Source organism: Desulfotomaculum defluvii, from assembly GCF_054657375.1.
In genome coordinates, this window is the sequence record NZ_BAAHYV010000008.1 from 505,827 (window position 1) to 527,074 (window position 21,248).

The window sequence follows — 21,248 nt, forward strand, 5'->3', positions numbered from 1 at the left end:
ACTATCAAAGGAGCTGCTCTAATGGAGATAAGGGAAAATGCAGAAAAACTGGCCAACTTTTATTTAGAAGTAATGGAACAGGAAAATGAATTTGAGTCATTAGAGTGGAAAACTTATATTGATGCACAACAAATTAGCCGGTGGTCCCAAGGAGAAGCGGCTTTGGCTATTGTTCCACCGGGCATTGATACCGAAAAGGTATTTGAACGGCTTATTACTGTGGCCCAGGCCTGCCAGAAATGGCAGGCTGGACCTCAGCCTGTTTCTGATGAGTTTATCAATGCACTAAGGGAATTGAATTCTTCTGAGAGAAAGAGTTTGATTGAAGCAGTTTTTCTATTAGATGGAAATAAGCATGCTTGGGCTAATAGGTTGGCAGTGCCAATGGATCTCCTTGATTTTATAGTCTTAGCTACATTTAAACCAATTTTAAAATCATATGGAGAAGCATTTTTAAGCTGGGTTCCCCTGACTGAATGGAGCTATAGCCACTGCCCGGTTTGTGGAGATCAACCTACCATGGCTAAGTTAGTAGGGAAAGAAGGGCATCGTAAACTTTATTGTGGGCGTTGTGAGACTGAATGGCGATTTAAGCGGATTGGTTGCCCCTATTGTAAGGAGGGTAACTCCTCACAGACAACATTTATCACACCGGATAATTATAAACAATACCGTGTTTACCTGTGTGATAACTGTAAGAGCTATCTAAAGACCGTAGATGAGCGGGTTGTAGGGGAAGTGGATTTGTTCTGTGAAGATTTAGCCACTGTGGAATTAGATCAGCTGGCCCAAGCTGAGGGTTATCAACGGGGTGATAAGAGACAGCAAGCATAAAGACAGGACTTTATTGGCACCACAGGGGGGTAGCAATTTGCTTGAAGAAAAAGATCAGACGATGATGGAACATTTAGAGGAACTGCGCCGGGTGCTAATCATCTCCTTAGTTGCCACTGTTGTTATGGCTGGAGTATGTTGGTTTTTTAGTGATAAGATTTTGGAGATCATCCTTCAGCCGGTTCTAGCTACTGGTAATAAAATGCATTATATCGGTATCATGGAAGCTTTAATGACGAAGGTTAAACTTTCCTTTTTCCTTGGCTTTCTGACTGCCCTACCTGTTACATTGTGGCAATTTTGGTCCTTTATTATGCCGGCACTGCGCAAAACAGAAAAGATTTACTTCACCATCTTTGTTGTGGTGTCCTATTTGTTTTTTATCGCAGGCATATTATTTTCTTTTTACACAGTATTTAGCATTGGCGTTAAATACCTGTTACACTTTGGCGGAGAAGAACTTTTACCTATGTTAACCATTGGTAATTATGTGTCCTTTGCCATGATGTTTATCTTACCTTTTGGTGTGGTATTCGAGCTTCCTTTGGCAGTTTTCATCTTAGCACAACTGGGGGTTATCGACTATCAGTGGATGGTTAAGAAAAGGAAAATGGCTATTCTTTTCTCCGTGGTAGCAGGTGCAGTGCTGGTACCTTCTCCGGACATAATCACACCTTTAATGATGGCTACACCTATCTATTTGCTCTTCGAGTTGAGTGCCTCTATTGTGAAACTTGTGGACTGGTTAAAGAGGCGTAAAGCTAAGAAAAAGGCACTGGAAGGCTAACAGCTCATTAGCTATTAGCTATTAGTCGGTTAGTTAGTTGCTTGAAGTTCTTATCAACTCTTCAAGGCAGATAGAATAAATAATAAATAAAAGCTAAAGAATGAGGGCTAAAAAAGAGGTTGTTGCACTATAACCAAGTCTAGTGTAACAGCCTCTTTTTCTACGATAATTTACTGGTCATAACTGTATTTGAATACAGTTTTTTATAAACATAATGAAGCAAATTATTGCTCAAATTAATACTGAAGTCCAGTACAGAAGGAGGTAAAGAAGATGAAGATTAAAGCCAATAAACAAAGAGCCTTCAACACCAGTACAATGACTTCCAGCAGTAACTATAATGCTAACAAAGACACAGAATTTGCAGAGGAAATTGGAGCTGTGGGTAAACCCAAGGAAAAAGACACCCAAAAAATGTGGATCAATAAATTATCTGGGGGGATATAACAATGGCTAGAAAAAGAAGAGATCAAGGTATGTTACAGGGAGCAATGAAAAAGACAGGAAATATGATGGAAGAACTTGGCACAGAGCTTGGTTTAACAGAACAACCCAAGGAGAGTAAGCGTAGAAAGTAAGACAAACAATAAGAAGTTCTCGACTGCGACAGTGGGGACGGTTCTCGCTGTCGCATTTTTTTATCAATAAATATTTTGCGACAGCGAGAACCGTCCCCACTGTCGCACTAACAATTTTAATCTCTGGGTATAAATCCAATGGTTTTATGTTGTTTACGGGTAGGCTTTAACTTTGCTAGAATGTAAACCTCCTTTTGCTCCGCCTGATTAAAGTACATACTTACGAAAGAATAATCCTCCGCTAGCAACTTATTTGCTTCCTCAATACCATTCACCCTAATCAATTCTGGTGTAAAATCACTGTTTCCTACTGAAATGCCGCCCATTGTTCCAGAACTGCAGGTACTGCAACTCATAGCCAATCCCCCTTTTTTAGCAGATTATAACGAGATATATTTCATTTAGCTAAATATATTATAGCAAGTTTTTCTTGGGAAGCATATCCAAGAGAAATTTTGCCAATAATAATTGATGGATTGTTGCGTAGGAGGAGGAAATGTGAATGTCTGTTCGGGTAGGAATACCTAGGGCGTTGCTTTATTATTATTATTTCCCGCTGTGGAAGGAATTCTTGGAACAACTAGGTGCAGAAGTTATAGTTTCTGACCTTACAACCAAAAGAATACTTACTAGGGGGGTAGAGCATTGTGTGGATGAAGCGTGCTTACCTATAAAATTAGCCTTTGGTCATGTGCAAAACCTGGTGGACAAAGGCGTGGATATAATTTTTTTACCCCGTATGGTCAGTGTGGCCCAGAGAGAATATATTTGTCCAAAGTTTCTCGGTTTTCCTGATATGGTCCGGCAAAACATTAACAATTTACCAGTTGTCATAGATACTACGATAAATTTAAGAAAAAAACAGGGTAATGTAAAGGATTTTGCTCAACAAGTTGCTGCATATTTTGACAAAGGATTTATAAAAGCCCGGCTAGCTTTTGGGCAAGCCATGAATAAACAAAAACAATATCAAGACTTATTAGAGCAAGGCCTATTTCCAGAGGAAGCCATGGCCATCTTGAGAGGTCAAGAACGTAAATTTAACAAAACTAACAACGATCTAACCATTGCAGTAATTGGTCATCCTTACAACATTTATGATCCTTTTATCAGTATGAACCTATTAAATAGATTAAATAAAATGGGAGCGAGAGTGTTAACAGCGGATCATTTAACAGAAGAAATGATTGATCAAGGGGTTAAAAAACTCCCTAAGAAGCTGTTTTGGACCCTTTCTAGGAGAGTAACTGGTGGGGCCCTACATTTCCATGATAACGGCAAAGTAGATGGTATCATTCATGTGGCTGCCTTTGCCTGTGGACCCGATTCTATGACAGGGGAGTTAATCGAGAGATTCATTCGAAGGGAAGGAAGAATGCCCCTTTTGAACATTAATTTAGATGAACATACTGGTGAAGCAGGGATTATTACTCGGGTCGAAGCCTTCTTAGATATGGTGCGCTGGAGGAGGGCAATTGTATGAAGGTAACCTTTCCACATATGGGCTATATGTATGTTTCACTTAAGGGAATGCTGGAATATCTGGGGATTGAGGTTATTGTACCGCCCCATTGCAGCAAAAGGACATTAACCCTAGGTGTGAAGAATAGCCCTGAATTTGCCTGCCTACCTATGAAATTGAATGTAGGCAATTTTATAGAAGCTAGTGAACTGGGTGCAGACACCATTATGATGGCAGGAGGCTGTGGGCCCTGTCGTTTTGGATATTATGCATATGTTGAAAATGAAATATTAAAGGATTTGCAGGTGAATTATAATTTAGTGGTCTTGGAACCACCAGAAAAACATATTGGGGAACTGCTGGGACGTATCAGAAAAATTACAGGCAATCAACCTTGGATCAAGGTTATAGAGGCCCTAAGATTTGGCTATCTCAAGGCCAAGGCAGTGGATATAGCAGAAAGATTATCCTATCAAAAACGTCCTAGGGAATTGATCCGTGGTGCAACAGATCGAGCTCTTAAACTAGCTATTGATGAAATTGATGCGGCAAAAAACCCAAGAGAATTAGTTCTGGCCGAGACTAAAGCCCGGGAAGTCATGGAAGGGGTAGATATAGATCCTGGTCGTCCAGTTTTGAAGGTAGCATTAATTGGTGAAATTTACACTCTACTGGAGCCCTTTGCCAATCTAAATATTGAACGTCATTTAGGCTATTTAGGCGCAGAGATAGATAGGTCAATGATGCTCAGCGAGTGGATAAATGATCACTTGTTTATGGGATTGCTTAGGAATTTACCCAGTAGTAAGAGATTTAACAAGGTTGCATCTCCTTACCTGAATCATTTTGTAGGGGGACATGGTCAGGAAACAGTTGGATCCGCCGTTTGGTATGCCCAGCAGGGTTATGATGGGGCCCTGCAAGTTTTACCCTTTACCTGTATGCCGGAAATTGTAGCCCAGAGTATTTTACCAAGGGTAAGCGAGAGAACGGGTCTACCTATTATGACGCTAATTATGGATGAACATTCTGGTGAAGCAGGTATGATCACTAGATTAGAGGCATTTATTGATCTGTTGCAGAAGAAGAATGAACTAAAGGAGGCATTTACATCCTAGTGAAAGGGTATCTGGGAATAGATGTTGGCTCTGTTAGCACCAATATCGTTTTTATGGACGAAAATAATAATATTCTGGAAAGTTTATATCTTCGGACCAACGGGCAACCGGTGGCAACTGTCCAGAGTGGATTAAAGCAAATTAAAGAAAAACTACCAGCCAATACAATGGTCAGGGGTGTTGGAACCACTGGTAGCGGTCGACAACTAACAGGAGTGGTAGTAGGATCAGATGCTATAAAAAATGAAATAACTGCCCATGCAATAGCTGCGTCACATCTTGTTCCAGGTGTACAAACAATCTTGGAAATCGGTGGGCAAGATAGTAAGATTATTATACTTCGTAACGGAGTGGTTACGGATTTTGCTATGAATACGGTTTGCGCAGCAGGAACAGGGAGTTTTCTGGACCAACAGGCCAGTCGATTAAATATTTCCATCGAAGAGTTTGGGGATATTTCTCTCCAAGGAAGGAATCCAGTACGTATTGCTGGTCGGTGTGCAGTTTTTGCAGAATCTGATATGATTCATAAACAACAAATGGGATATAATCTTGATGATATTCTAGCAGGACTATGTGAAGCCTTGGTACGAAACTATTTAAACAACGTAGGAAAAGGCAAGGAAATACTGGGACCTGTGGTCTTCCAAGGTGGTGTTGCTGCCAATGCAGGAATGAAAAAGGCCTTTGAAAGGGCCCTAGGGCTGGAAGTACGTATACCCAAATACTTTAATGTTATGGGCGCAGTGGGTGCAGCCTTGCTGGCTAAAGATGTGACAGCCAAAGGAATACCTACTAGCTTTAAGGGCTTTGGGATAGCAGATTTGGAATATAAAGCCGGTAGTATTGAATGCAATGGTTGTCCAAATCTCTGCGAAGTAATTGAAATGACTGAACAGGGCAAGATTATTGCCCGTTGGGGAGATCGATGTGGTAAATGGTCCAATGCTTTAAGTACTGGCGAAGTCGTGGGAAATCTTAGCTAACAGCACAATAGATTAGGGGAAATGCCCGTTGCTTAGCGGGCATTTCCTGTTTCCTTATTTAAGCCTCGGGATCAGTGGAAACTGAATACATATTCGAATAGGGAGTGGGCTGTTGCGAGAGTTGCTGCAATAGGTTGGCAATTAATCGATACATATAAGTTTGTTCCTGTTCAATATGGTGCACCAGAGTTTGCCAAACTGGTTGGTTAGGGCCAAGGGTTTGTAGCTGCTGCAGTATACCAATAAACTCTTGATCATAGTGTAAAAACTGCTGCATTAAGTTAGCGGTTTGCTGGGCTAAGGTGTAATTGTGCATAGGGTTATTCCGATATTGGGGGCTAGAACCTAAAAGCTGACGCGCCTGTTGATTAATAGACATAAAACATTGTCTTACGCGTTCTAGACCAGCCACAATATTGGGCGGCAGTGTAATGTTAAGGCATTGGGCCACATTGGTTAAGAAAATGGGGTGCTCACTGCTAATCTCAGACCACATAATTAATTCCCTAAGCCCACACTCAACATTGCTTAGGTAGGTGTAACAAAACATAAAATCCCTCCTTTTGTATTTTGTTACAACTTATGGCAATAGGATTGATTATGTGCTTGCAATTGAAGGATGCAGTAGGCACAATATAGAAAAAGTGATATTTAAGAATAAATAGGATAGGGGAATAAGAATGCCTAAAGAATCAAACCTGTATCAGCAAATTGCTCGGGAAATGGCAGTTAGGGAAAAGCAGGTAGAACAGACAGCTAAATTACTGGATGATGGAAACACTGTTCCATTTATTGCCCGTTATCGTAAGGAAATGACAGGTGAACTGGATGAAGTTCAAATTAGAAAAATATTTGAGCGTTTAACATCCCTTAGAAACTTAGAAAAACGTAAGGAAGAGGTTATTCATTCCATAGAGGAGCAGGGTAAACTTACAGAGGAACTTAGGACAAAGATTGAAACTTCAGAGTCTATAACAGCAGTGGAAGATTTGTATCAACCATATCGTCCTAAACGAAAAACTAGGGCCAGTGTGGCCAGGGAAAAAGGATTGGAACCCCTGGCACAATGGTTGCTAAAGGCAAACACTGGTGCAGAACCTTTGGCAGAAGCAGCAAAATATCTAAATTCAGAGGTAGGGGTAAATAGTCCGGAGGAAGCCCTAGGGGGTGCTATGGATATCATTGCAGAAACTGTATCAGATGATCCAGACACCCGTGGTTGGTTACGGGCTTTTACCTACCAACGTGGTGAATTGGTTACGGAAGTTAAGAAGCAAGAGGCAGATGAACGCGGTGTTTATCGCATGTATTATGAACACAGAGAACCAGTAAAAACAGCACCCCCCCACCGAATCCTGGCTATAAATAGGGGAGAGAAGGAGGATATCCTAAAGGTAAGGATAGATGTTTCTGAAGAGACTGTTCTGGAGAACCTAAAACGTCGCTGGATATCGGCCCAATTCGGGGTAGCAGAGATCATTCAAGAGGCAATAAAGGATGGTTATAGGAGGCTGCTAGCTCCGGCTGTGGAAAGAGATATACGCAACCAGTTGACCGAGGTGGCGGATGAACAGGCTATCTCAGTATTTTCCAAGAATTTAAAGCAGCTTCTTTTGCAACCCCCTGTAAAGGACAAAGTTGTGTTGGGTTTGGATCCCGCTTACAGGACTGGCTGTAAATGGTCCGTAGTTGATAATACAGGTAAATTATTGGAAGTAGGAGTAATCTATCCCACGCCACCTCAAAAGAAGGTCCAAGAGGCTAGAAATGAAATATGCCGTTTGGTAAATAAATATCAAATAGATGTTATTGCCATTGGAAATGGTACAGCATCGAGGGAAACCGAACAGTTTGTAGCAGAGCTAATAAAGGATAATGACTGGCAAAGGGTGCAATACATTATTGTCAACGAAGCAGGGGCCAGTGTATATTCTGCATCAGAATTAGCTGCTAAGGAATTTCCAGGGCTAGATGTGGCCCAACGTAGTGCTGCTTCCATTGCCCGTAGGTTACAAGATCCTTTGGCTGAGCTGGTGAAGATTGAGCCTCGGTCTATAGGAGTGGGGCAATATCAACATGATGTGGCTCCTAAGAGACTAGAAGAAAGTCTTAAGGGGGTTGTTGAATCAGCTGTAAATATGGTGGGGGTTGATTTAAATACAGCATCACCTTCACTGCTGTCTTATGTCTCGGGAATAAATTCCACAGTGGCCAAGAATATAGTTCAGTACCGAGAAGAAAATGGTAAATTTACTGAAAGAACTCAGGTGAAAAAAGTACCTAGGCTAGGGCCGAAGGCCTTTGAACAAAGTGTAGGATTTCTTCGTATAATAGAGGGCATCAATCCCCTAGATAAAACAGGTATTCATCCCGAATCCTATGGTGTCGTAAAGAATTTGCTGAAAGAAATTGGCTGTTCAGAAAGTGAGATAGGAAGTCTTGAAATAAAAGAGAAGTTAACATCCTTAGACATAGATAAAATGGCAGAAAAGCTGAAGACGGGTGTTCCAACCCTTAGGGACATTATTGATGGGTTACTGCGTCCAGGTAGAGATCCCCGGGAGGATTTACCAGGACCGCTCTTCCGTAGCGATATTTTAAAAATCGAAGATTTACTGCCAGGTATGACTCTCAAGGGTACAGTACGAAATGTTGTAGACTTTGGTGTGTTTGTAGATGTTGGCTTAAAGAATGATGGTTTAGTACATCGTTCAGAACTGAGTGATCGACGTTTCCGTCATCCCCTTGATATTGTTTCAGTGGGAGATGTTGTAGATGTACAGGTTCTCTCGGTAGATCTAGAACGGGGAAGAGTTTCATTATCTATGAAACAAGTAAGTTCCTAGTATTTTTCTAATTTTTAACCAAATTTTGACTCTTCGGACAAAAAAACATTTAATTTTCAGCGTAAAAAATGTATAATATTATCATTAACGTATGCTATTTCCTTCAAAAGAAGGGTAGGGTGTAGATGATGCTGGCTGACCGAAGAGAATTGTTATGGAGAATTGAACGGGCAATGCTTTCCATGCAAGCCTTAGGCTACAATGCTGAACAAATTGAAAAAGTGCTCGAAGATGCTTTTAATAATAAACCTCAAGGGTCCTATAGTAATGATGAATTAGTACCATTGGTTGAGAAGCTAGAAAAAAGAGTTCATCAGGCTAAAAAATGGATTCTTTATTTAAACAGTGGTAGTTGTGGTATAAGCCCGATTGTTCAGTCAAAAACGTCTTCCTGCGATATGTAGAGTTATTTTATTAATAGTTAGGTATTTAATTTTATCATTAGGTAGTCAAACTGTAACACTAGTAAATGGCCTTTATACCACTATTTACCTGTTGCCCCATTGCCTTTTTTCCTATATAATTAATAGCCTAGCTAGTATATAGGGAGGGGTGCTTTTATGTCCGATAACACCGTTCATGATTACGTATTGTCTTCTGAAGAGCTTAGAGAAATTTGGGAGAAATACGGTAAACCCGGTGAAGTTGCACCAGGTACCAAGGCTACCAAAAAAAGAAATGCTCGTAGAAGCCAAAATAATACAGAATCAGTTGATGAATCCAACTAGTTGCGAGAGGTTTCTTACTGCCAGTGCAGGAAGAAACCTTTTCTTTTTAATTAGCAAGTATACAGCATTATAAAGGCGGTTTCCTTGACGCCCTTTTTTTTAACATGATATAATTTTTGCAGCTATCGTTAGCCATTAGCTATTAGCCATTAGGACAATAATAAAGCTAAAGGCTAAGAGCACTTTTAAATAAGATTATTAGGCGGCCCCTAGAAGTAGTTGAGGCCGTTTTTCTAACAGTTTTATCAAAAAGAAGCTATAGATGAAAACCCCCTTACCAAAATAAGGAACCACCCTTTTTGTGGCAGAGCTGCTCATAGATGGATATTATATTTCAGGAGGGAAACAAATGAGATTGCAGGGAACTATGCGAATAAATAATAAGGAACACTTAGAAATCGGTGGTTGTGATACATTAGAATTGGCAAGGGAATTTGGCACACCCCTTTATGTTATTGACGAGGCACTGTTTAGGCAAAACTGCCGGGCTTATTACGAGGCATTTACAGAGACCTATGGAGCTGAAGTCATATATGCCAGTAAAACATTAAGTAACATTGCCATTTGCACCATCGTGGGGCAAGAAGGTTTGAGTTTAGACGTTGTTTCTGGTGGAGAACTGTATACAGCTGCCAAAGCACGCTTCCCAATGGAAAGAGTTTACTTCCATGGTAATAACAAATCTCCTGCTGAGCTCCGTATGGCGCTGGATTATAGGGTTAATAGGATCATGGTTGACAATTTAAGTGAATTGGAACTATTAAATTCCGTTGCCGGTGAAATAGGTGTTACAGCACCAATTATTCTTAGGTTAAGTCCTGGAGTAGAGGCCCACACCCACGAATATATTAAGACCGGCCAAATTGACTCTAAATTTGGTTTAGCCATTGATAATGGCATGGCAATGTCCGGAGTAAAACTTAGTCTAGACTTGCCCAATATTCAACTCAAGGGTTTCCACTGCCATATAGGTTCACAGATTTTTGAGTTAGAATCCTATGCCCATGCTGCCGATGTGATGATGGCCTTTGCCAAGAATGTTTATTTAGAAACAGGATTTATTCCTGAGGAACTAAACCTTGGCGGTGGTTTAGGTATCTATTACTTTGCGGGAGACCAACCCCGTTCTGTTAAGGAGTATGCAGATATCCTGATCGGGGCTATAAAAGAAAAAGCAGACGAATTTGGCCTGCCTGTACCTAAGGTAATGGTAGAACCTGGTCGATCTATTTCTGGTCCATCTGGAACCACCCTTTATACCATTGGAACAATAAAAGACATTCCTAATGTTCGTAAATATGTATCCGTGGACGGTGGTATGGGTGATAATCCACGCCCAGCATTATATCAGGCTAAGTATGAAGCATGTGTAGCCAATAAAATGAACGAAGAACCCGTTGAAAAGGTCTCCATTGCAGGCAAATGTTGTGAATCGGGAGATATGCTGATTTGGGATATTAATTTGCCAGTGTTGCAGGCTGGTGATATTTTAGCTATTGCTGGTACAGGGGCCTATAATTACTCTATGTCTATGAACTACAATAGACTTCCTCGACCTGCGATGGTATTAGTTAATGAGGGTAAAGCAGACTTAATTATCAAACGGGAAGATTACTCGGATTTAATTCGTAATGATGTAATACCTGAAAGAATATGCAGTTCTTTAATTAAGTTAGCGAAGTAAGGCCATGGGTTTTGAGCCTTAGGCCTTTGTGCATGATATACTATGGGGTCTTTTAGCTCATGGCCCATGGCACACGGCCCATCTCCGCTTTAAATTTACAAGTGTTTTTTGAGATCCTAAATCAGGACGGTAAGTACAAAGTTAACTGTCAGTTTAGCACCCCGGTTGGGTGCTTTTTTCTTTCTGTTTGGTATGATATAATTTAATGTATTTACATAAAAATACACTTTTTTCCTAGGGGGTCTACCGAGTGGAGATAATTACAACTCATGTGAATACAGACCTTGACGGTCTGGCGGCTATGGTAGCAGCCCAAAAATTATATCCTGGGGCAGAATTGATTTTCCCCGGAAAATTATCTCGTAATGTTGAAGAGTTTTTAGCACTACATAAAGACACCCTCAAAAATGTTCGCAATATCAAAGACATTAATATTAATAAAGTAAAGCGTCTTATTATGGTAGATACTAAAAGCCCTGGCCGGGTATCTAAGTTAAAGGAATTATTTAGCCGTACGGATGTGGAGGTACATATTTATGACCACCATCCACGGGCAGAGGGTGATGTTTGTGGTAAAATCGAAATTGTGGAAACCGTGGGGGCCGCTACAACTCTCTTAATTGAAAAAATTCGGGCTAAGGGTTTAGAAATTACACCCTTAGAGGCAACCATTATGGCCCTGGGGATTTATGAAGATACTGGCTGCTTAGTCTTTACCAATACCACGCCAAGAGATATCAGGGCTGCTGCCTTTCTATTGGAACAGGGGGCAAACTTGGCTGTGGTAGCTGATTTCTTAGGACGTCCCTTAACCCAAGAACAAAAGTCCTTGCTTAAAAAGCTTTTGGTAACAGCAGAACACCATCAGATCAATGGGACAAAGGTTCTTATTGCCCGGGGAAATGTGGATGAATTTGTGGGGGGACTAGCTCTCCTAACTCATAAATTGTCTGAGATCGAGCGCACTGATGCAGTCTTTGCGGTGGTAGAGATGGAGGATCGGGTGCACCTGGTAGGACGCTGTGCTCTCAAGGAAGTAAATTGTAGGGAGATTATGGTTGAATTTGGCGGTGGTGGACACCCAGCTGCGGCTTCTGCAACCATCAAGGGTAAAACCGTTGATGAAATAGCGGAACAACTCTTGGAATTAATCAAGAAAAAGATACAACCTCTCCTTACGGTTAGAGATATTATGTCCAGTCCCGTAAAAATGGTATTTCCTGAAACCACCATTGAGGAAGCCGGTAAAATTATGCTCCGCTATGGACATACTGGTTTACCAGTGATAAAGGACGGTAACTTAGTCGGTGTAATATCTAGAAGAGATGTAGAAAAGGCTACTCACCATGGACTGGGGCATGCTCCGGTTAAAGGCTATATGACTGTTAATGTAGTAACGGTAAACAAAGATGTTAATATTCATGATGTGCAAGATTTAATGATCGAAAAAGATATAGGAAGACTACCAGTTGTCGAAGGTAATATGGTCATAGGGATTGTTTCTCGTACTGATGTGCTGCAAACCTTGCATGAGGGTTTTAAGGGACGCTACTCCACAACCTATAATAATAAAAAAAGTAACCTAGGAACTAATATTAGGCCCGATATGCAGCGGGTGCTACCTGGGCGCATTATGAATATCCTGAACAAGGCCGGCCAGGTAGCAAAGGAACTAGGGTATGAAGTATATGCTGTGGGAGGCCTAGTAAGGGATGTATTGCTAAAGGTAGAAAACCTGGATGTGGACCTAGTGGTGGAAGGTAACGGAATAGCAATGGCCAACGAATTGGCTAAGGTTATTGGAGGTAGAGTACGACCCCATGAAAAATTTGGTACCGCGGAAGTTATTTTCCCCGATGGTTATTGGGTAGATGTGGTTACGGCAAGGGTGGAGTATTATGAATATCCTGCTGCCTTACCACAAGTAGAGCAGTCCTCCCTTAAACATGATCTCTATCGGAGAGATTTTACCATTAATGCTATGGCAGTGGCGCTTAACCCAGAGCGCTTTGGGGAATTGGTAGATTATTTTAATGGTCGGGAAGATTTGCAAATAGGGGCAATTCGAGTTTTACATAATCTTAGTTTTATTGAAGATCCTACTCGTATTCTTAGGGCCATCCGTTTTGAACAACGTTATGATATGGCCATAGAATCACAGACCCTACGCTTGGTAAAAGAAGCTGTGAGGGAAAAGGTTATTTCACGCCTTTCCACAGAACGCATGTGGGGGGAACTCCGTCATATATTGGAGGAAGCTGATCCAGAGCATATGCTAGACCGGATGTCAGAATTAGGAGTATGGGATTACCTTTTCCCGGAAGTTACTTTTTGGGAAGTTCAATACGTGATTAGTGAAATTCCTCAGGCCTTGATGATATTACGCAACTGGGGTTGGGCTGAGCCTGCGGAGAAATGGTTACCTTATTTTCTGGCTATTTTACATTTAACTACTCAGGAAATAGCCTATAGGATTTGTGAACGTTATAATCTAGGTCGCCGACAAACGGACAAAGTATTGGATACCATTGCCTATGGCCGGGTGGCGTTAAGAAGACTATCCACCACTGAAGAAGTACCCCTTTCAGATTTAACTAAGATAGTCCAAACCTTACCTAGGGAAGCATACCCATTATTCTTAGCCTTACTCGAAGATAAGAATGCCATTCGCCGTTTTCGCTTAGTTATGGAATCCGTACATAAAAATAAACCCATGGTGAATGGTAGAGATATTAGGGAAATGGGATACCAACCAGGCCCCATGTATCGACGGGCACTGGATGCTGTTTGGCGTGCGAGATTAGATGGACAGATTCATACAAGGGAAGAAGAATTAGAATATGTAAAATCTTATCTGGTTCATAATAATGCACCCAAGATACAGCCTAAACAGCCAAAGCCACCTATCCAGGAAGGTGGACCAAGCCAGGGTAAAAAAGGAAAGAAAAAGAAGGGAACGAAGCCTATTGTTTAATTTTCCCACATTACAGGAATTATTATTAATGGCACCTCCCATTTTGTTTGCTTTAACCTTGCATGAATATGCCCATGCATACACAGCCTATCGTTTAGGGGATAAAACTGCTTACTACGAAGGTAGGTTAACCGCAAATCCTCTCAAACACCTGGATCCACTGGGAACATTACTGTTGTTTATTGCAGGTTTTGGTTGGGCTAAACCGGTACCAGTTAATCCCTTTTATTTTGATGACAGAAAAAAGGGAATGATGTTAGTATCCTTAGCGGGACCTATGACAAATTTACTTTTGGCGGTAATAGGTTCCATATTGCTAGGATTACTCACCCCCACAGGCGGCTTAGCCTTTATGCTCAGCTATTTTATATACATTAACGTTCTGTTAGCCGTTTTTAACCTAATACCGATACCGCCTCTGGATGGGTCGAAAATATTAGCTGGCCTACTTCCTGGCCCCCAGCAGTGGCTCTATCAATTGGAGCGCTATGGCACTGCTATCTTGTTCTTGTTAATTTTTCTTGGTGCGTTAAGCCCTATTCTAAGGTTTTTTATTTACCCCATTGTGGAATTGTTAACTGCACTGGCAAATTTAATTGCCAGGTTGCCACTATAAACTAAAGGAGAATGCTTATGGCTTTAAAAGGAGTTATCTTAAGTGAAATGAGACCTACGGGCCGACTGCATCTAGGGCACCAGAGTGTGCTCAATAATTGGGTGCGCCTGCAGGAAGAATACAAATGCTATTATGGTGTAGCAGATTGGCATGCACTTACCACAGGTTGGGAGGAAGCTAAAGAAATACATTCCAACACCATAGAAATGGTTGCAGACTGGTTAGCAACTGGCCTAGACCCAGAAAAATGTGTTATCTTTAGGCAGTCATCGGTACTTGAACACGCTGAATTGCATTTGCTTTTTTCAATGGTTACCCCGCTTTCCTGGTTGGAAAGAGTACCAACCTATAAGGATCAAATTCAAAAACTAGGTGAACTTGGAAAGGATATTAATACCTATGGCTTTTTAGGCTATCCACTACTTATGGCGGCAGATATTTTGGTTTATAAAGCCAATGCAGTGCCGGTGGGAGAAGATCAAATACCCCATATTGAACTAACAAGAGAAGTGGCCAGGCGCTTTAATCATTTGTTCAAACCAGTATTTCCTGAGCCCCAGGCTATCGTTAATAAAGATGTGGCAGTATTGCCCGGTGTTGATGGAGCCAAAATGAGTAAGAGTTATCATAATTACATTTCCATTGGTGCGGAGACTGAAGATATTAAAAAGAATGTCAATATGATGGTCACAGATCCAGGCCGTATTCGCAAAACAGACCCAGGTAACCCGGATGTTTGTGTGGTTCACAAATTCCATCGAATCTACAACTCTGGTATCCTGGAGGGTATTGAAACTGAGTGCCGGGCCGGTCAAATTGGCTGTGTGGCCTGTAAAAAACAGTTGGCAGGAGCCCTAGAGCAGAATTTAGGACCAATCCGGGAGCGCAGAGAACAGGTACTGGCGAAAAAGGGTTATATTGATGAAGTATTGCGGGCCGGTGAGGAAAAAGCTAGGGAGACTACCAGAAGGACACTGGCAGAGGTTAGGGAAGCCATTTTTGGTTAGTCGTGTGCCATGAGCCATGGGCCTTTGGCCTTGTGTAGATATACTGTAGGGAACGACCCCCGTGTCGTTCCCTACAGTTCCGCTTACATTATATTTGTAAAATGAAATTGCGAGTGATTTTTTTGTCCTATGCGGTTAAACTATCAACCTTTGAGGGTCCCTTGGATTTATTACTACACTTAATTGATAAAGATCAGATTAATATCTATGATATCCCTATTTCCCAAATTACCTCCCAGTATCTTGCCTATATTGAACAAATGCAAACCATGGATATGGAGGTGGCCAGTGAATTTTTGGTGATGTCAGCCACCTTAATATCCATTAAGGCGAGAATGCTCTTGCCCCGGAAAAAGGTAGGGCAAGAAACAGAGGAGGATGCTGGACCTGATCCGCGAGAAGAATTAGTGCAAAGACTGCTGGAGTACAAAAAGTTTAAAGAGGTGGCCTCTTTTTTAAAGAACCAAGAACTGCAGGCTGGCAAGGTCTACACAAGAACCAATCAAATTGATATGTATCAGCACCTTTTTAGACCCCAGGATCCTCTAAGTGGAGTGACCTTAGAAAAACTCTTAACTTCACTGCATAAAGTGCTACAACGAGCCGGAGCAAGTTTGACTATACCAATGGAGATTACTCGGGAAGAAATTCAGGTTCCTGAAAAGATGCGTCAACTGATGGCAAAACTTATCTTTTACCCGGAAGGAGTAATCTTTACAAGTCTTTTTGCTCATAATGCAAATCGGACGGAAATTGTTGTAACTTTCATGGCTATTTTAGAGTTATTAAAGGTAGGGCAAATAACCGTAGCCCAGAATGAAACCTTTGGTGAAATAACCATCTTGCGTCGAGCTCAGAATTTATCTGAGGAGGCATAGGATTGGCAGTATTATTTAAAGATCAAACAAAATCTGCACTGGAAGCACTCTTGTTTGTGGCCAGTGAACCGCTTACGGTGCAGGCACTGGCACGAATAACAGAAATTGATGTGGCAGATGCAAGGGAATTATTACTGGAATTGGCCCAGGAATATGGGGCAAGGCCAGGAGGTCTGAAAATTGTTGAAGTAGCAGATACTTGGCAAATGTGTACTAGATCTGAATGTGCCCCGTATATAGAGAGACTGTATCGCAAAAGTGGCACAGGATTATCCCGGGCGGCCATAGAAACCCTAGCCATTATTGCCTATAGACAGCCTATAACCCGATCAGAGGTTGAACTTATTAGGGGTGTGAAGATAGATTCACCGATCAATACCTTGTTGGAAAGAAATTTAATCGAGGAGAAGGGTAGGCGTGATGGTCCTGGACGACCTGTGCTTTATGGCACAACCCATGAATTTTTAAAACATTTTGGTTTGAAGGATATTTCAGATCTTCCACCACTGGAAGAATTTTTGGTGGAAGAATAAAATTTTTTTGCGACAGCGGGACAGTTTCCGCTGTCGCATTTTTTTTAAAACCAATTATGAAAAATGAAGTAAATTGGCCAAATACGCATAAATCACCAGAAAGTGCTAAAAATATAAATAAAAACCACTGGAGGAGATTTTATGAGAAGTATTTTACGGGGCTTATGTCTAGTATTAATATTACTGATACCTCTGGGTTGTGCCCCTGCCAAAAAGCCGGAGCCCAAGCCAGAACCTAAAACCATTGTAGTGCCCGATGTATCTAGAATAACTTTTGAAACCCTTGATTTTGATAAAGCTCCTGAAATTGTTAAGGCCTTAGCAAAAAATCATCAAGAGAAACATTTTGCTACTTGGACAGCAGTAAATGGTACAAATTATGTTGTGGTAAGTCGTCAAAAATTACCTACGGGCAAAGATATTGAAATTACTGAAATTGAACGTAGAATTCCGGCAAATGATTTTGATTGGGTTAATGTTAAGTTAAATTATCGTAATTCATTATTAGAGGAGAAAGACAGTAATAAAGATGAACAAACGGAACCTATAGTTGCTTCTTTTACCCTGGACAGGCCTGTAAAAGCTCTTGGTTTCGAGATAGAAAGAGAAAAAGTACAGGAGCGTATCCCTGCTGCTCCCTCTCCCCAGTTAACCCCCCAACAAGCAGTACCCAATAAAACCATGGAAAAGGGCTTAAAATTAGACATCCCTAGTCCAGGCGAACAGGTTAAGGGGTCCATAAATGTTTCAGGAACTGCTATTGGCATAGATGGCAGTATTAGAATCAGAATTAAAGATTCCAGCGGGTTGACCTTATCAGAAAAACCTGTGCAAATTAATGGAAATAAATTTAGTGGAGTTCTAAACTTTAGTTCACCGGCTAATGCTGAGAAAGGTACGGTGGAAGCCTTCGTCAATGGTGAAGGCGGAGTTGAGAAAGATATCGTCTCGGTCCCTGTTACCATCTTGCCAACTACCACCAATGAACCTGAACCCCTAGGTGCACCGTAGATCATAATAACACTCGTAATTTGAAATCGCCAACCATTTATTTAAAATGCATGTAAGTGGAGCAGAATGGATTAGCCATCAGCCCTCCACCTTCAGCCGTCAGCTTTTCTGCTTGTTTTGCTCAGGGGTCTTTTTGGGCTCTTTTAAAAATTAATCCATAAGTTGAAGGCTGACGGCTAATCGAAAATGAGAGGAGTGACCAAGGTCTGTTAGCATTGTATGGTTTTATCGGATTAGTATTGTTAATGACTTTGGTCTTCTTTTCTTACATGAAGGTGCATTTTAAGTATTTTCGCGTTGGGGAAGATGACACCGTCAGTCTTGAATTCTTACTGTTAGGTTTTATAAACTATAAACTGGAAGTTCCTGTAATTATCTTTCAGCAAAAACTTTCGGGGATTTACCTGAAAACAAGAACGGAATTGGAAACTGGCGGTGAATACTCTAAAGAATTAATGGGTAGGCAGGGAGAGCACACTATTACAAGCATAAAGGAAGCGGTGGAGCTTTACCACCGCTGGTGCCCTTTTATGAAGGCAATAAGAGAGGATATTGAGTACCTATTGGAGCACCTAATTCTGGAACGTTTTATTTGGAAACTGAAAATTGGTACTGGTGATGCAGCTGCCACAGGTATAATTACTGGTTTTGCCTGGAGTATTATGGGGGGGTTGACGTCACTATTTTATAAAATGGTTGCTCCAGGGAGACCAAAACCGGAGCTGCAGGTTGAACCAAACTTTAATAAAGAAATATTTTCAACAGCTTTTGACTGCATATTTAAAATTCGCATTGGAAATATTATGATTACTGGTATTAAAATTCTGTACAAAAAGGTAAAGAGACGGGGGGTGAATGATGTTGTCAGAACATCCCATTGAAGGTTTAATGAAAACTGCTATGGAAAGTATTAAGGAAATGGTTGATGTAAACACCGTGGTGGGTGATCCTGTGGAGACCCCCGACGGCAGTGTTATTATTCCTGTTTCCAGGGTAGCATGTGGCTTTGCTGCTGGTGGTGGTGAATATTCAACAGGAATGAATAGTAGTAAAGGTAATGGTAACGGTAACGGGGAGTCAGTTGGTTCACCCTTTGGTGGTGGTAGTGGTGCAGGTGTCTCCGTGCAGCCAATGGGCTTTTTGGTAGTTGGTAATGGCCAAATACGTCTATTGCCTGTGGATGATAGTCACGCCTTGTTTGACCGCTTAATTGATGCAGCACCACAAATGTTAAACCAAATTCAAAGCATGTTTAATAAAGGTGGCAAAAAAGTTCAAGAAAACATTAACACACAACCTATTGTTTAAGGAAAGTGGGGAAAACTTCCCCACTTTTAGTTTTGCTAAAAAATTTAAAATAGTACCTTTGTCATAAAAGTTATATACAAATTCGCAGGAACCCTGATCTTGATTGTCGAACAAAGATAGAAGTTCTAAAAGAACGGAGGATGTTTGGTTGATTGATCGATTGATTTCGGTACCGCACCTTAATCAGTTAGTGATGTATTCAATTTGGGAAAGATATATTAAGGGAGAGATTGTTGATTCTAAAAATATTTTCTCAGAGACCTATAAAGCATGGTTGCGTTGTACTGAATATAAAATTGACCCATATCAAATAAAGACGAACAAAATATCAGAGGAAGTACTTCAAACTAGGAAATCCATGTTACAGGATGTACTGGATCTTCTTGAACCCCACATTCAAACTATCAAAACCACCCTTAGCACACATAGTGAAACCTTTCTTATTCTAATAGCAGACACTGAAGGTTTTATCTTAGAATCCTTTACAGGCAAAGATACCACAAGGGAATTTATTAATGTTCCTTTTTCGGCCGGTATAAGTTATACTGAACAATCCATGGGCAATAATAGTATTGGTTCTGTTTTGGCCACTGGGATGCCTCTGGCAGTCATTGGAGCAGAACATTATGTAAAGGACTTTCACCGTTGGTCCGGTGTGGGATCACCAATTATCGGAGAAAAAGGTGATATTATAGCGGTACTGAGCGTTATTATGCCCTGTGGGATGGAAAGTCCTTATACTTTAAGTTTAACCGTAGCAGCGGCCAAAGCAGTTGAGGCAACCATTAAGCAGAACCAATTGGAAAAGAACCTTTTAGCTACCGGAAAGGCACTACGGGTTTTAATGCAGCAGAGTGACATTATTTTTAATGCCATGTCCCAGGGTGTTATTATTTTAAATAGTGATGGAATTGTTACTTTTTTTAACAGGGCGGCAGAAAAAATATGGAACATAGATGCCAACGAAATAATTGGTAAGTCTTTCTCCTGCTTTAGACGTTGTCCACATTCAAAACCTCTATTAATTAGTACTATCCAGATGGCAAAGCCCATTACAAATATTGAGTGTAAATGTCGTAATGCCCAAGGTGAGAAGTCTATTTTGGTAAATACCAGTTTACTACTGGATGAAAAAAATTCTGTTTCTGGTGCCATAGGGATCTTTACAGATGTTACAGACATACGTCGCCAGGAGGCTCGCATTAGAGAACAGCAGAAACTTGCCGTGGTTGGTCAGATGGCTGCGGGCATGGCCCATGAAATAAGAAATCCTCTGACTGCTGTAAGGGGTTTTGCTCAATTAATGAGTGAAAAAATGGGAGAAGAACATATAATTTATAAAGAATTTATGGAGATTATGGTTCGGGAAATAGATCAAGCTGATAATTTTATTAATAATTTTCTTCAGTTAGCTAAACCAAAACCACCCCAAATGCAGTCCTGCTCATTAAACGATTTAATTATTAGTTTCGTAAGAATATTTGAAACCCAGGCCTTTCTTCAAGGGGTAAAGATAACCACTGAATTAAAGGATTTACCCACAATTATTATTGACAAGGATCAAATCAAACAAGTACTTTTAAATCTCTGTCAGAACGCCCTCCAAGCTATGCATCAGCAAGGAACTATCATTATATCCACTTGCTATCATGGAACAGAAAATGAAATTAGTCTGTCTGTCAAGGATAATGGACATGGTATCCATCAAGATAACCTGGACAAACTGGGAACCCCCTTCTTTACCACTAAGGATAAGGGAACAGGGTTGGGTTTATCTATATCCTATACCATCGTTGACAAACACAGAGGTCGTATTGAAGTAGAAAGTCAATTAGGTGAAGGGACTTGTTTTACAGTTTATTTACCAGTGGACGAACAGTTCTAATTGGCCAACCCCC

The 21,248-nt window shown here is 40.9% G+C and carries 22 protein-coding genes; 20 read left to right on the forward strand and 2 right to left on the reverse strand.

What is annotated here, in order from left to right:
- The first annotated feature begins 21 nt into the window (after positions 1-21).
- From ACYQ03_RS17915 to ACYQ03_RS17930, 4 genes are all read left to right on the forward strand, one after another.
- The gene (locus ACYQ03_RS17915; RefSeq protein WP_459911327.1) at positions 22-834 is read left to right on the forward strand and encodes a formate dehydrogenase accessory protein FdhE; all 813 of its coding nucleotides are present in this window, start codon (positions 22-24) and stop codon (positions 832-834) included.
- A gap of 37 nt (positions 835-871) precedes the next feature.
- Complete coding sequence (gene tatC / locus ACYQ03_RS17920) at positions 872-1,621, forward strand: twin-arginine translocase subunit TatC (protein WP_459911328.1); 750 nt, start codon at positions 872-874, stop codon at positions 1,619-1,621.
- Positions 1,622-1,894: 273 nt separating this feature from the next.
- A complete protein-coding gene (locus tag ACYQ03_RS17925; RefSeq protein ID WP_459911329.1) occupies positions 1,895-2,068 on the forward strand; it encodes a hypothetical protein in 174 nt (57 codons plus the stop codon).
- Between the two features lie 2 nt (positions 2,069-2,070).
- Positions 2,071-2,199, forward strand: a complete 129-nt coding sequence (locus ACYQ03_RS17930; protein ID WP_459911330.1) for a hypothetical protein — start codon at positions 2,071-2,073, stop codon at positions 2,197-2,199.
- Between the two features lie 116 nt (positions 2,200-2,315).
- On the opposite strand, the gene ACYQ03_RS17935 is transcribed toward ACYQ03_RS17930, so the two are convergent.
- The gene (locus tag ACYQ03_RS17935) at positions 2,316-2,555 is read right to left on the reverse strand and encodes a hypothetical protein (protein WP_459911331.1); all 240 of its coding nucleotides are present in this window, start codon (positions 2,553-2,555) and stop codon (positions 2,316-2,318) included.
- 146 nt (positions 2,556-2,701) lie between these two features.
- Here ACYQ03_RS17935 and ACYQ03_RS17940 point away from each other — a divergent pair, with 146 nt between their 5' ends.
- From ACYQ03_RS17940 to ACYQ03_RS17950, 3 genes are read left to right on the forward strand one after another with little or no spacing between them, the layout of a single operon-like run.
- Positions 2,702-3,682 (forward strand): acyl-CoA dehydratase activase-related protein, encoded by a 981-nt coding sequence (locus ACYQ03_RS17940; RefSeq protein ID WP_459911332.1) that lies wholly within the window; start codon positions 2,702-2,704, stop codon positions 3,680-3,682.
- Positions 3,679-4,779 carry a CoA protein activase gene (locus ACYQ03_RS17945; RefSeq protein ID WP_459911333.1) on the forward strand — a complete coding sequence of 367 codons (1,101 nt, stop codon included), beginning with the start codon at positions 3,679-3,681 and terminating at the stop codon, positions 4,777-4,779. The genes ACYQ03_RS17940 and ACYQ03_RS17945 overlap by 4 nt, the downstream gene beginning before the upstream one ends.
- Entirely contained in the window at positions 4,779-5,765 is a 987-nt protein-coding gene (locus ACYQ03_RS17950; RefSeq protein WP_459911334.1) for an acyl-CoA dehydratase activase, read from the forward strand. The genes ACYQ03_RS17945 and ACYQ03_RS17950 overlap by 1 nt, the downstream gene beginning before the upstream one ends.
- A 58-nt stretch (positions 5,766-5,823) precedes the next feature.
- Here the strand turns inward: ACYQ03_RS17950 and ACYQ03_RS17955 are convergent, their stop codons facing one another.
- A complete protein-coding gene (locus ACYQ03_RS17955) occupies positions 5,824-6,315 on the reverse strand; it encodes a DUF2935 domain-containing protein (RefSeq protein WP_459911335.1) in 492 nt (163 codons plus the stop codon).
- A 130-nt stretch (positions 6,316-6,445) separates the two neighbouring features.
- Between ACYQ03_RS17955 and ACYQ03_RS17960 the strand changes: the two genes are divergently transcribed.
- The 13 genes from ACYQ03_RS17960 (at position 6,446) to ACYQ03_RS18020 (ending at position 21,235) form a co-directional block, all read left to right on the forward strand.
- The gene (locus tag ACYQ03_RS17960) at positions 6,446-8,611 is read left to right on the forward strand and encodes a Tex family protein (protein ID WP_459911336.1); all 2,166 of its coding nucleotides are present in this window, start codon (positions 6,446-6,448) and stop codon (positions 8,609-8,611) included.
- 125 nt (positions 8,612-8,736) lie between these two features.
- Positions 8,737-9,015: a hypothetical protein gene (locus ACYQ03_RS17965; RefSeq protein WP_459911337.1), complete on the forward strand. Its 279-nt coding sequence runs from the start codon at positions 8,737-8,739 to the stop codon at positions 9,013-9,015.
- Between the two features lie 156 nt (positions 9,016-9,171).
- Positions 9,172-9,339, forward strand: coding sequence for a spore protein P (locus tag ACYQ03_RS17970; protein ID WP_459911338.1), 168 nt, complete (start codon positions 9,172-9,174; stop codon positions 9,337-9,339).
- A gap of 349 nt (positions 9,340-9,688) precedes the next feature.
- Complete coding sequence (gene lysA, locus ACYQ03_RS17975) at positions 9,689-11,023, forward strand: diaminopimelate decarboxylase (RefSeq protein ID WP_459911339.1); 1,335 nt, start codon at positions 9,689-9,691, stop codon at positions 11,021-11,023.
- A gap of 250 nt (positions 11,024-11,273) precedes the next feature.
- A complete protein-coding gene (locus ACYQ03_RS17980; RefSeq protein ID WP_459911340.1) occupies positions 11,274-13,997 on the forward strand; it encodes a CBS domain-containing protein in 2,724 nt (907 codons plus the stop codon).
- 28 nt (positions 13,998-14,025) lie between these two features.
- Positions 14,026-14,613: a site-2 protease family protein gene (locus ACYQ03_RS17985; RefSeq protein WP_459911341.1), complete on the forward strand. Its 588-nt coding sequence runs from the start codon at positions 14,026-14,028 to the stop codon at positions 14,611-14,613.
- Positions 14,614-14,630: 17 nt separating this feature from the next.
- On the forward strand, positions 14,631-15,620 hold the full coding sequence (gene trpS / locus ACYQ03_RS17990) for a tryptophan--tRNA ligase (protein ID WP_459911342.1): 990 nt from the start codon (positions 14,631-14,633) through the stop codon (positions 15,618-15,620).
- Between the two features lie 113 nt (positions 15,621-15,733).
- Positions 15,734-16,498 (forward strand): segregation and condensation protein A, encoded by a 765-nt coding sequence (locus ACYQ03_RS17995; RefSeq protein WP_459911430.1) that lies wholly within the window; start codon positions 15,734-15,736, stop codon positions 16,496-16,498.
- Between the two features lie 2 nt (positions 16,499-16,500).
- On the forward strand, positions 16,501-17,031 hold the full coding sequence (gene scpB, locus ACYQ03_RS18000) for an SMC-Scp complex subunit ScpB (RefSeq protein WP_459911343.1): 531 nt from the start codon (positions 16,501-16,503) through the stop codon (positions 17,029-17,031).
- Positions 17,032-17,172: 141 nt separating this feature from the next.
- Positions 17,173-18,042 carry a Gmad2 immunoglobulin-like domain-containing protein gene (locus ACYQ03_RS18005; protein ID WP_459911344.1) on the forward strand — a complete coding sequence of 290 codons (870 nt, stop codon included), beginning with the start codon at positions 17,173-17,175 and terminating at the stop codon, positions 18,040-18,042.
- Positions 18,043-18,257: 215 nt separating this feature from the next.
- A complete protein-coding gene (locus ACYQ03_RS18010) occupies positions 18,258-18,923 on the forward strand; it encodes a DUF2953 domain-containing protein (RefSeq protein ID WP_459911345.1) in 666 nt (221 codons plus the stop codon).
- Entirely contained in the window at positions 18,898-19,350 is a 453-nt protein-coding gene (ytfJ, locus tag ACYQ03_RS18015; RefSeq protein WP_459911346.1) for a GerW family sporulation protein, read from the forward strand. The genes ACYQ03_RS18010 and ytfJ overlap by 26 nt, the downstream gene beginning before the upstream one ends.
- Before the next feature lie 148 nt (positions 19,351-19,498).
- Positions 19,499-21,235 carry an ATP-binding protein gene (locus ACYQ03_RS18020; RefSeq protein WP_459911347.1) on the forward strand — a complete coding sequence of 579 codons (1,737 nt, stop codon included), beginning with the start codon at positions 19,499-19,501 and terminating at the stop codon, positions 21,233-21,235.
- The last annotated feature ends 13 nt before the right edge of the window (positions 21,236-21,248 follow it).

Excerpts from the sequence above, each read along its gene's own strand:
- ACYQ03_RS17930 (WP_459911330.1), top strand. The coding sequence starts at position 2,071 with ATGGCTAGAAAAAGAAGAGATCAAGGTATGTTACAGGGAGCAATGAAA.
- ACYQ03_RS18005 (WP_459911344.1), top strand. The coding sequence starts at position 17,173 with ATGAGAAGTATTTTACGGGGCTTATGTCTAGTATTAATATTACTGATA.
- ACYQ03_RS17940 (WP_459911332.1), top strand. The coding sequence starts at position 2,702 with ATGTCTGTTCGGGTAGGAATACCTAGGGCGTTGCTTTATTATTATTAT.
- ACYQ03_RS17935 (WP_459911331.1), bottom strand. The coding sequence starts at position 2,555 with ATGAGTTGCAGTACCTGCAGTTCTGGAACAATGGGCGGCATTTCAGTA.
- ACYQ03_RS17985 (WP_459911341.1), top strand. The coding sequence starts at position 14,026 with ATGGCACCTCCCATTTTGTTTGCTTTAACCTTGCATGAATATGCCCAT.
- ACYQ03_RS17970 (WP_459911338.1), top strand. The coding sequence starts at position 9,172 with ATGTCCGATAACACCGTTCATGATTACGTATTGTCTTCTGAAGAGCTT.
- ytfJ (WP_459911346.1), top strand. The coding sequence starts at position 18,898 with ATGATGTTGTCAGAACATCCCATTGAAGGTTTAATGAAAACTGCTATG.
- ACYQ03_RS17915 (WP_459911327.1), top strand. The coding sequence starts at position 22 with ATGGAGATAAGGGAAAATGCAGAAAAACTGGCCAACTTTTATTTAGAA.
- ACYQ03_RS17960 (WP_459911336.1), top strand. The coding sequence starts at position 6,446 with ATGCCTAAAGAATCAAACCTGTATCAGCAAATTGCTCGGGAAATGGCA.
- trpS (WP_459911342.1), top strand. The coding sequence starts at position 14,631 with ATGGCTTTAAAAGGAGTTATCTTAAGTGAAATGAGACCTACGGGCCGA.
- ACYQ03_RS17965 (WP_459911337.1), top strand. The coding sequence starts at position 8,737 with ATGATGCTGGCTGACCGAAGAGAATTGTTATGGAGAATTGAACGGGCA.
- ACYQ03_RS17925 (WP_459911329.1), top strand. The coding sequence starts at position 1,895 with ATGAAGATTAAAGCCAATAAACAAAGAGCCTTCAACACCAGTACAATG.
- ACYQ03_RS17955 (WP_459911335.1), bottom strand. The coding sequence starts at position 6,315 with ATGTTTTGTTACACCTACCTAAGCAATGTTGAGTGTGGGCTTAGGGAA.
- ACYQ03_RS17945 (WP_459911333.1), top strand. The coding sequence starts at position 3,679 with ATGAAGGTAACCTTTCCACATATGGGCTATATGTATGTTTCACTTAAG.
- lysA (WP_459911339.1), top strand. The coding sequence starts at position 9,689 with ATGAGATTGCAGGGAACTATGCGAATAAATAATAAGGAACACTTAGAA.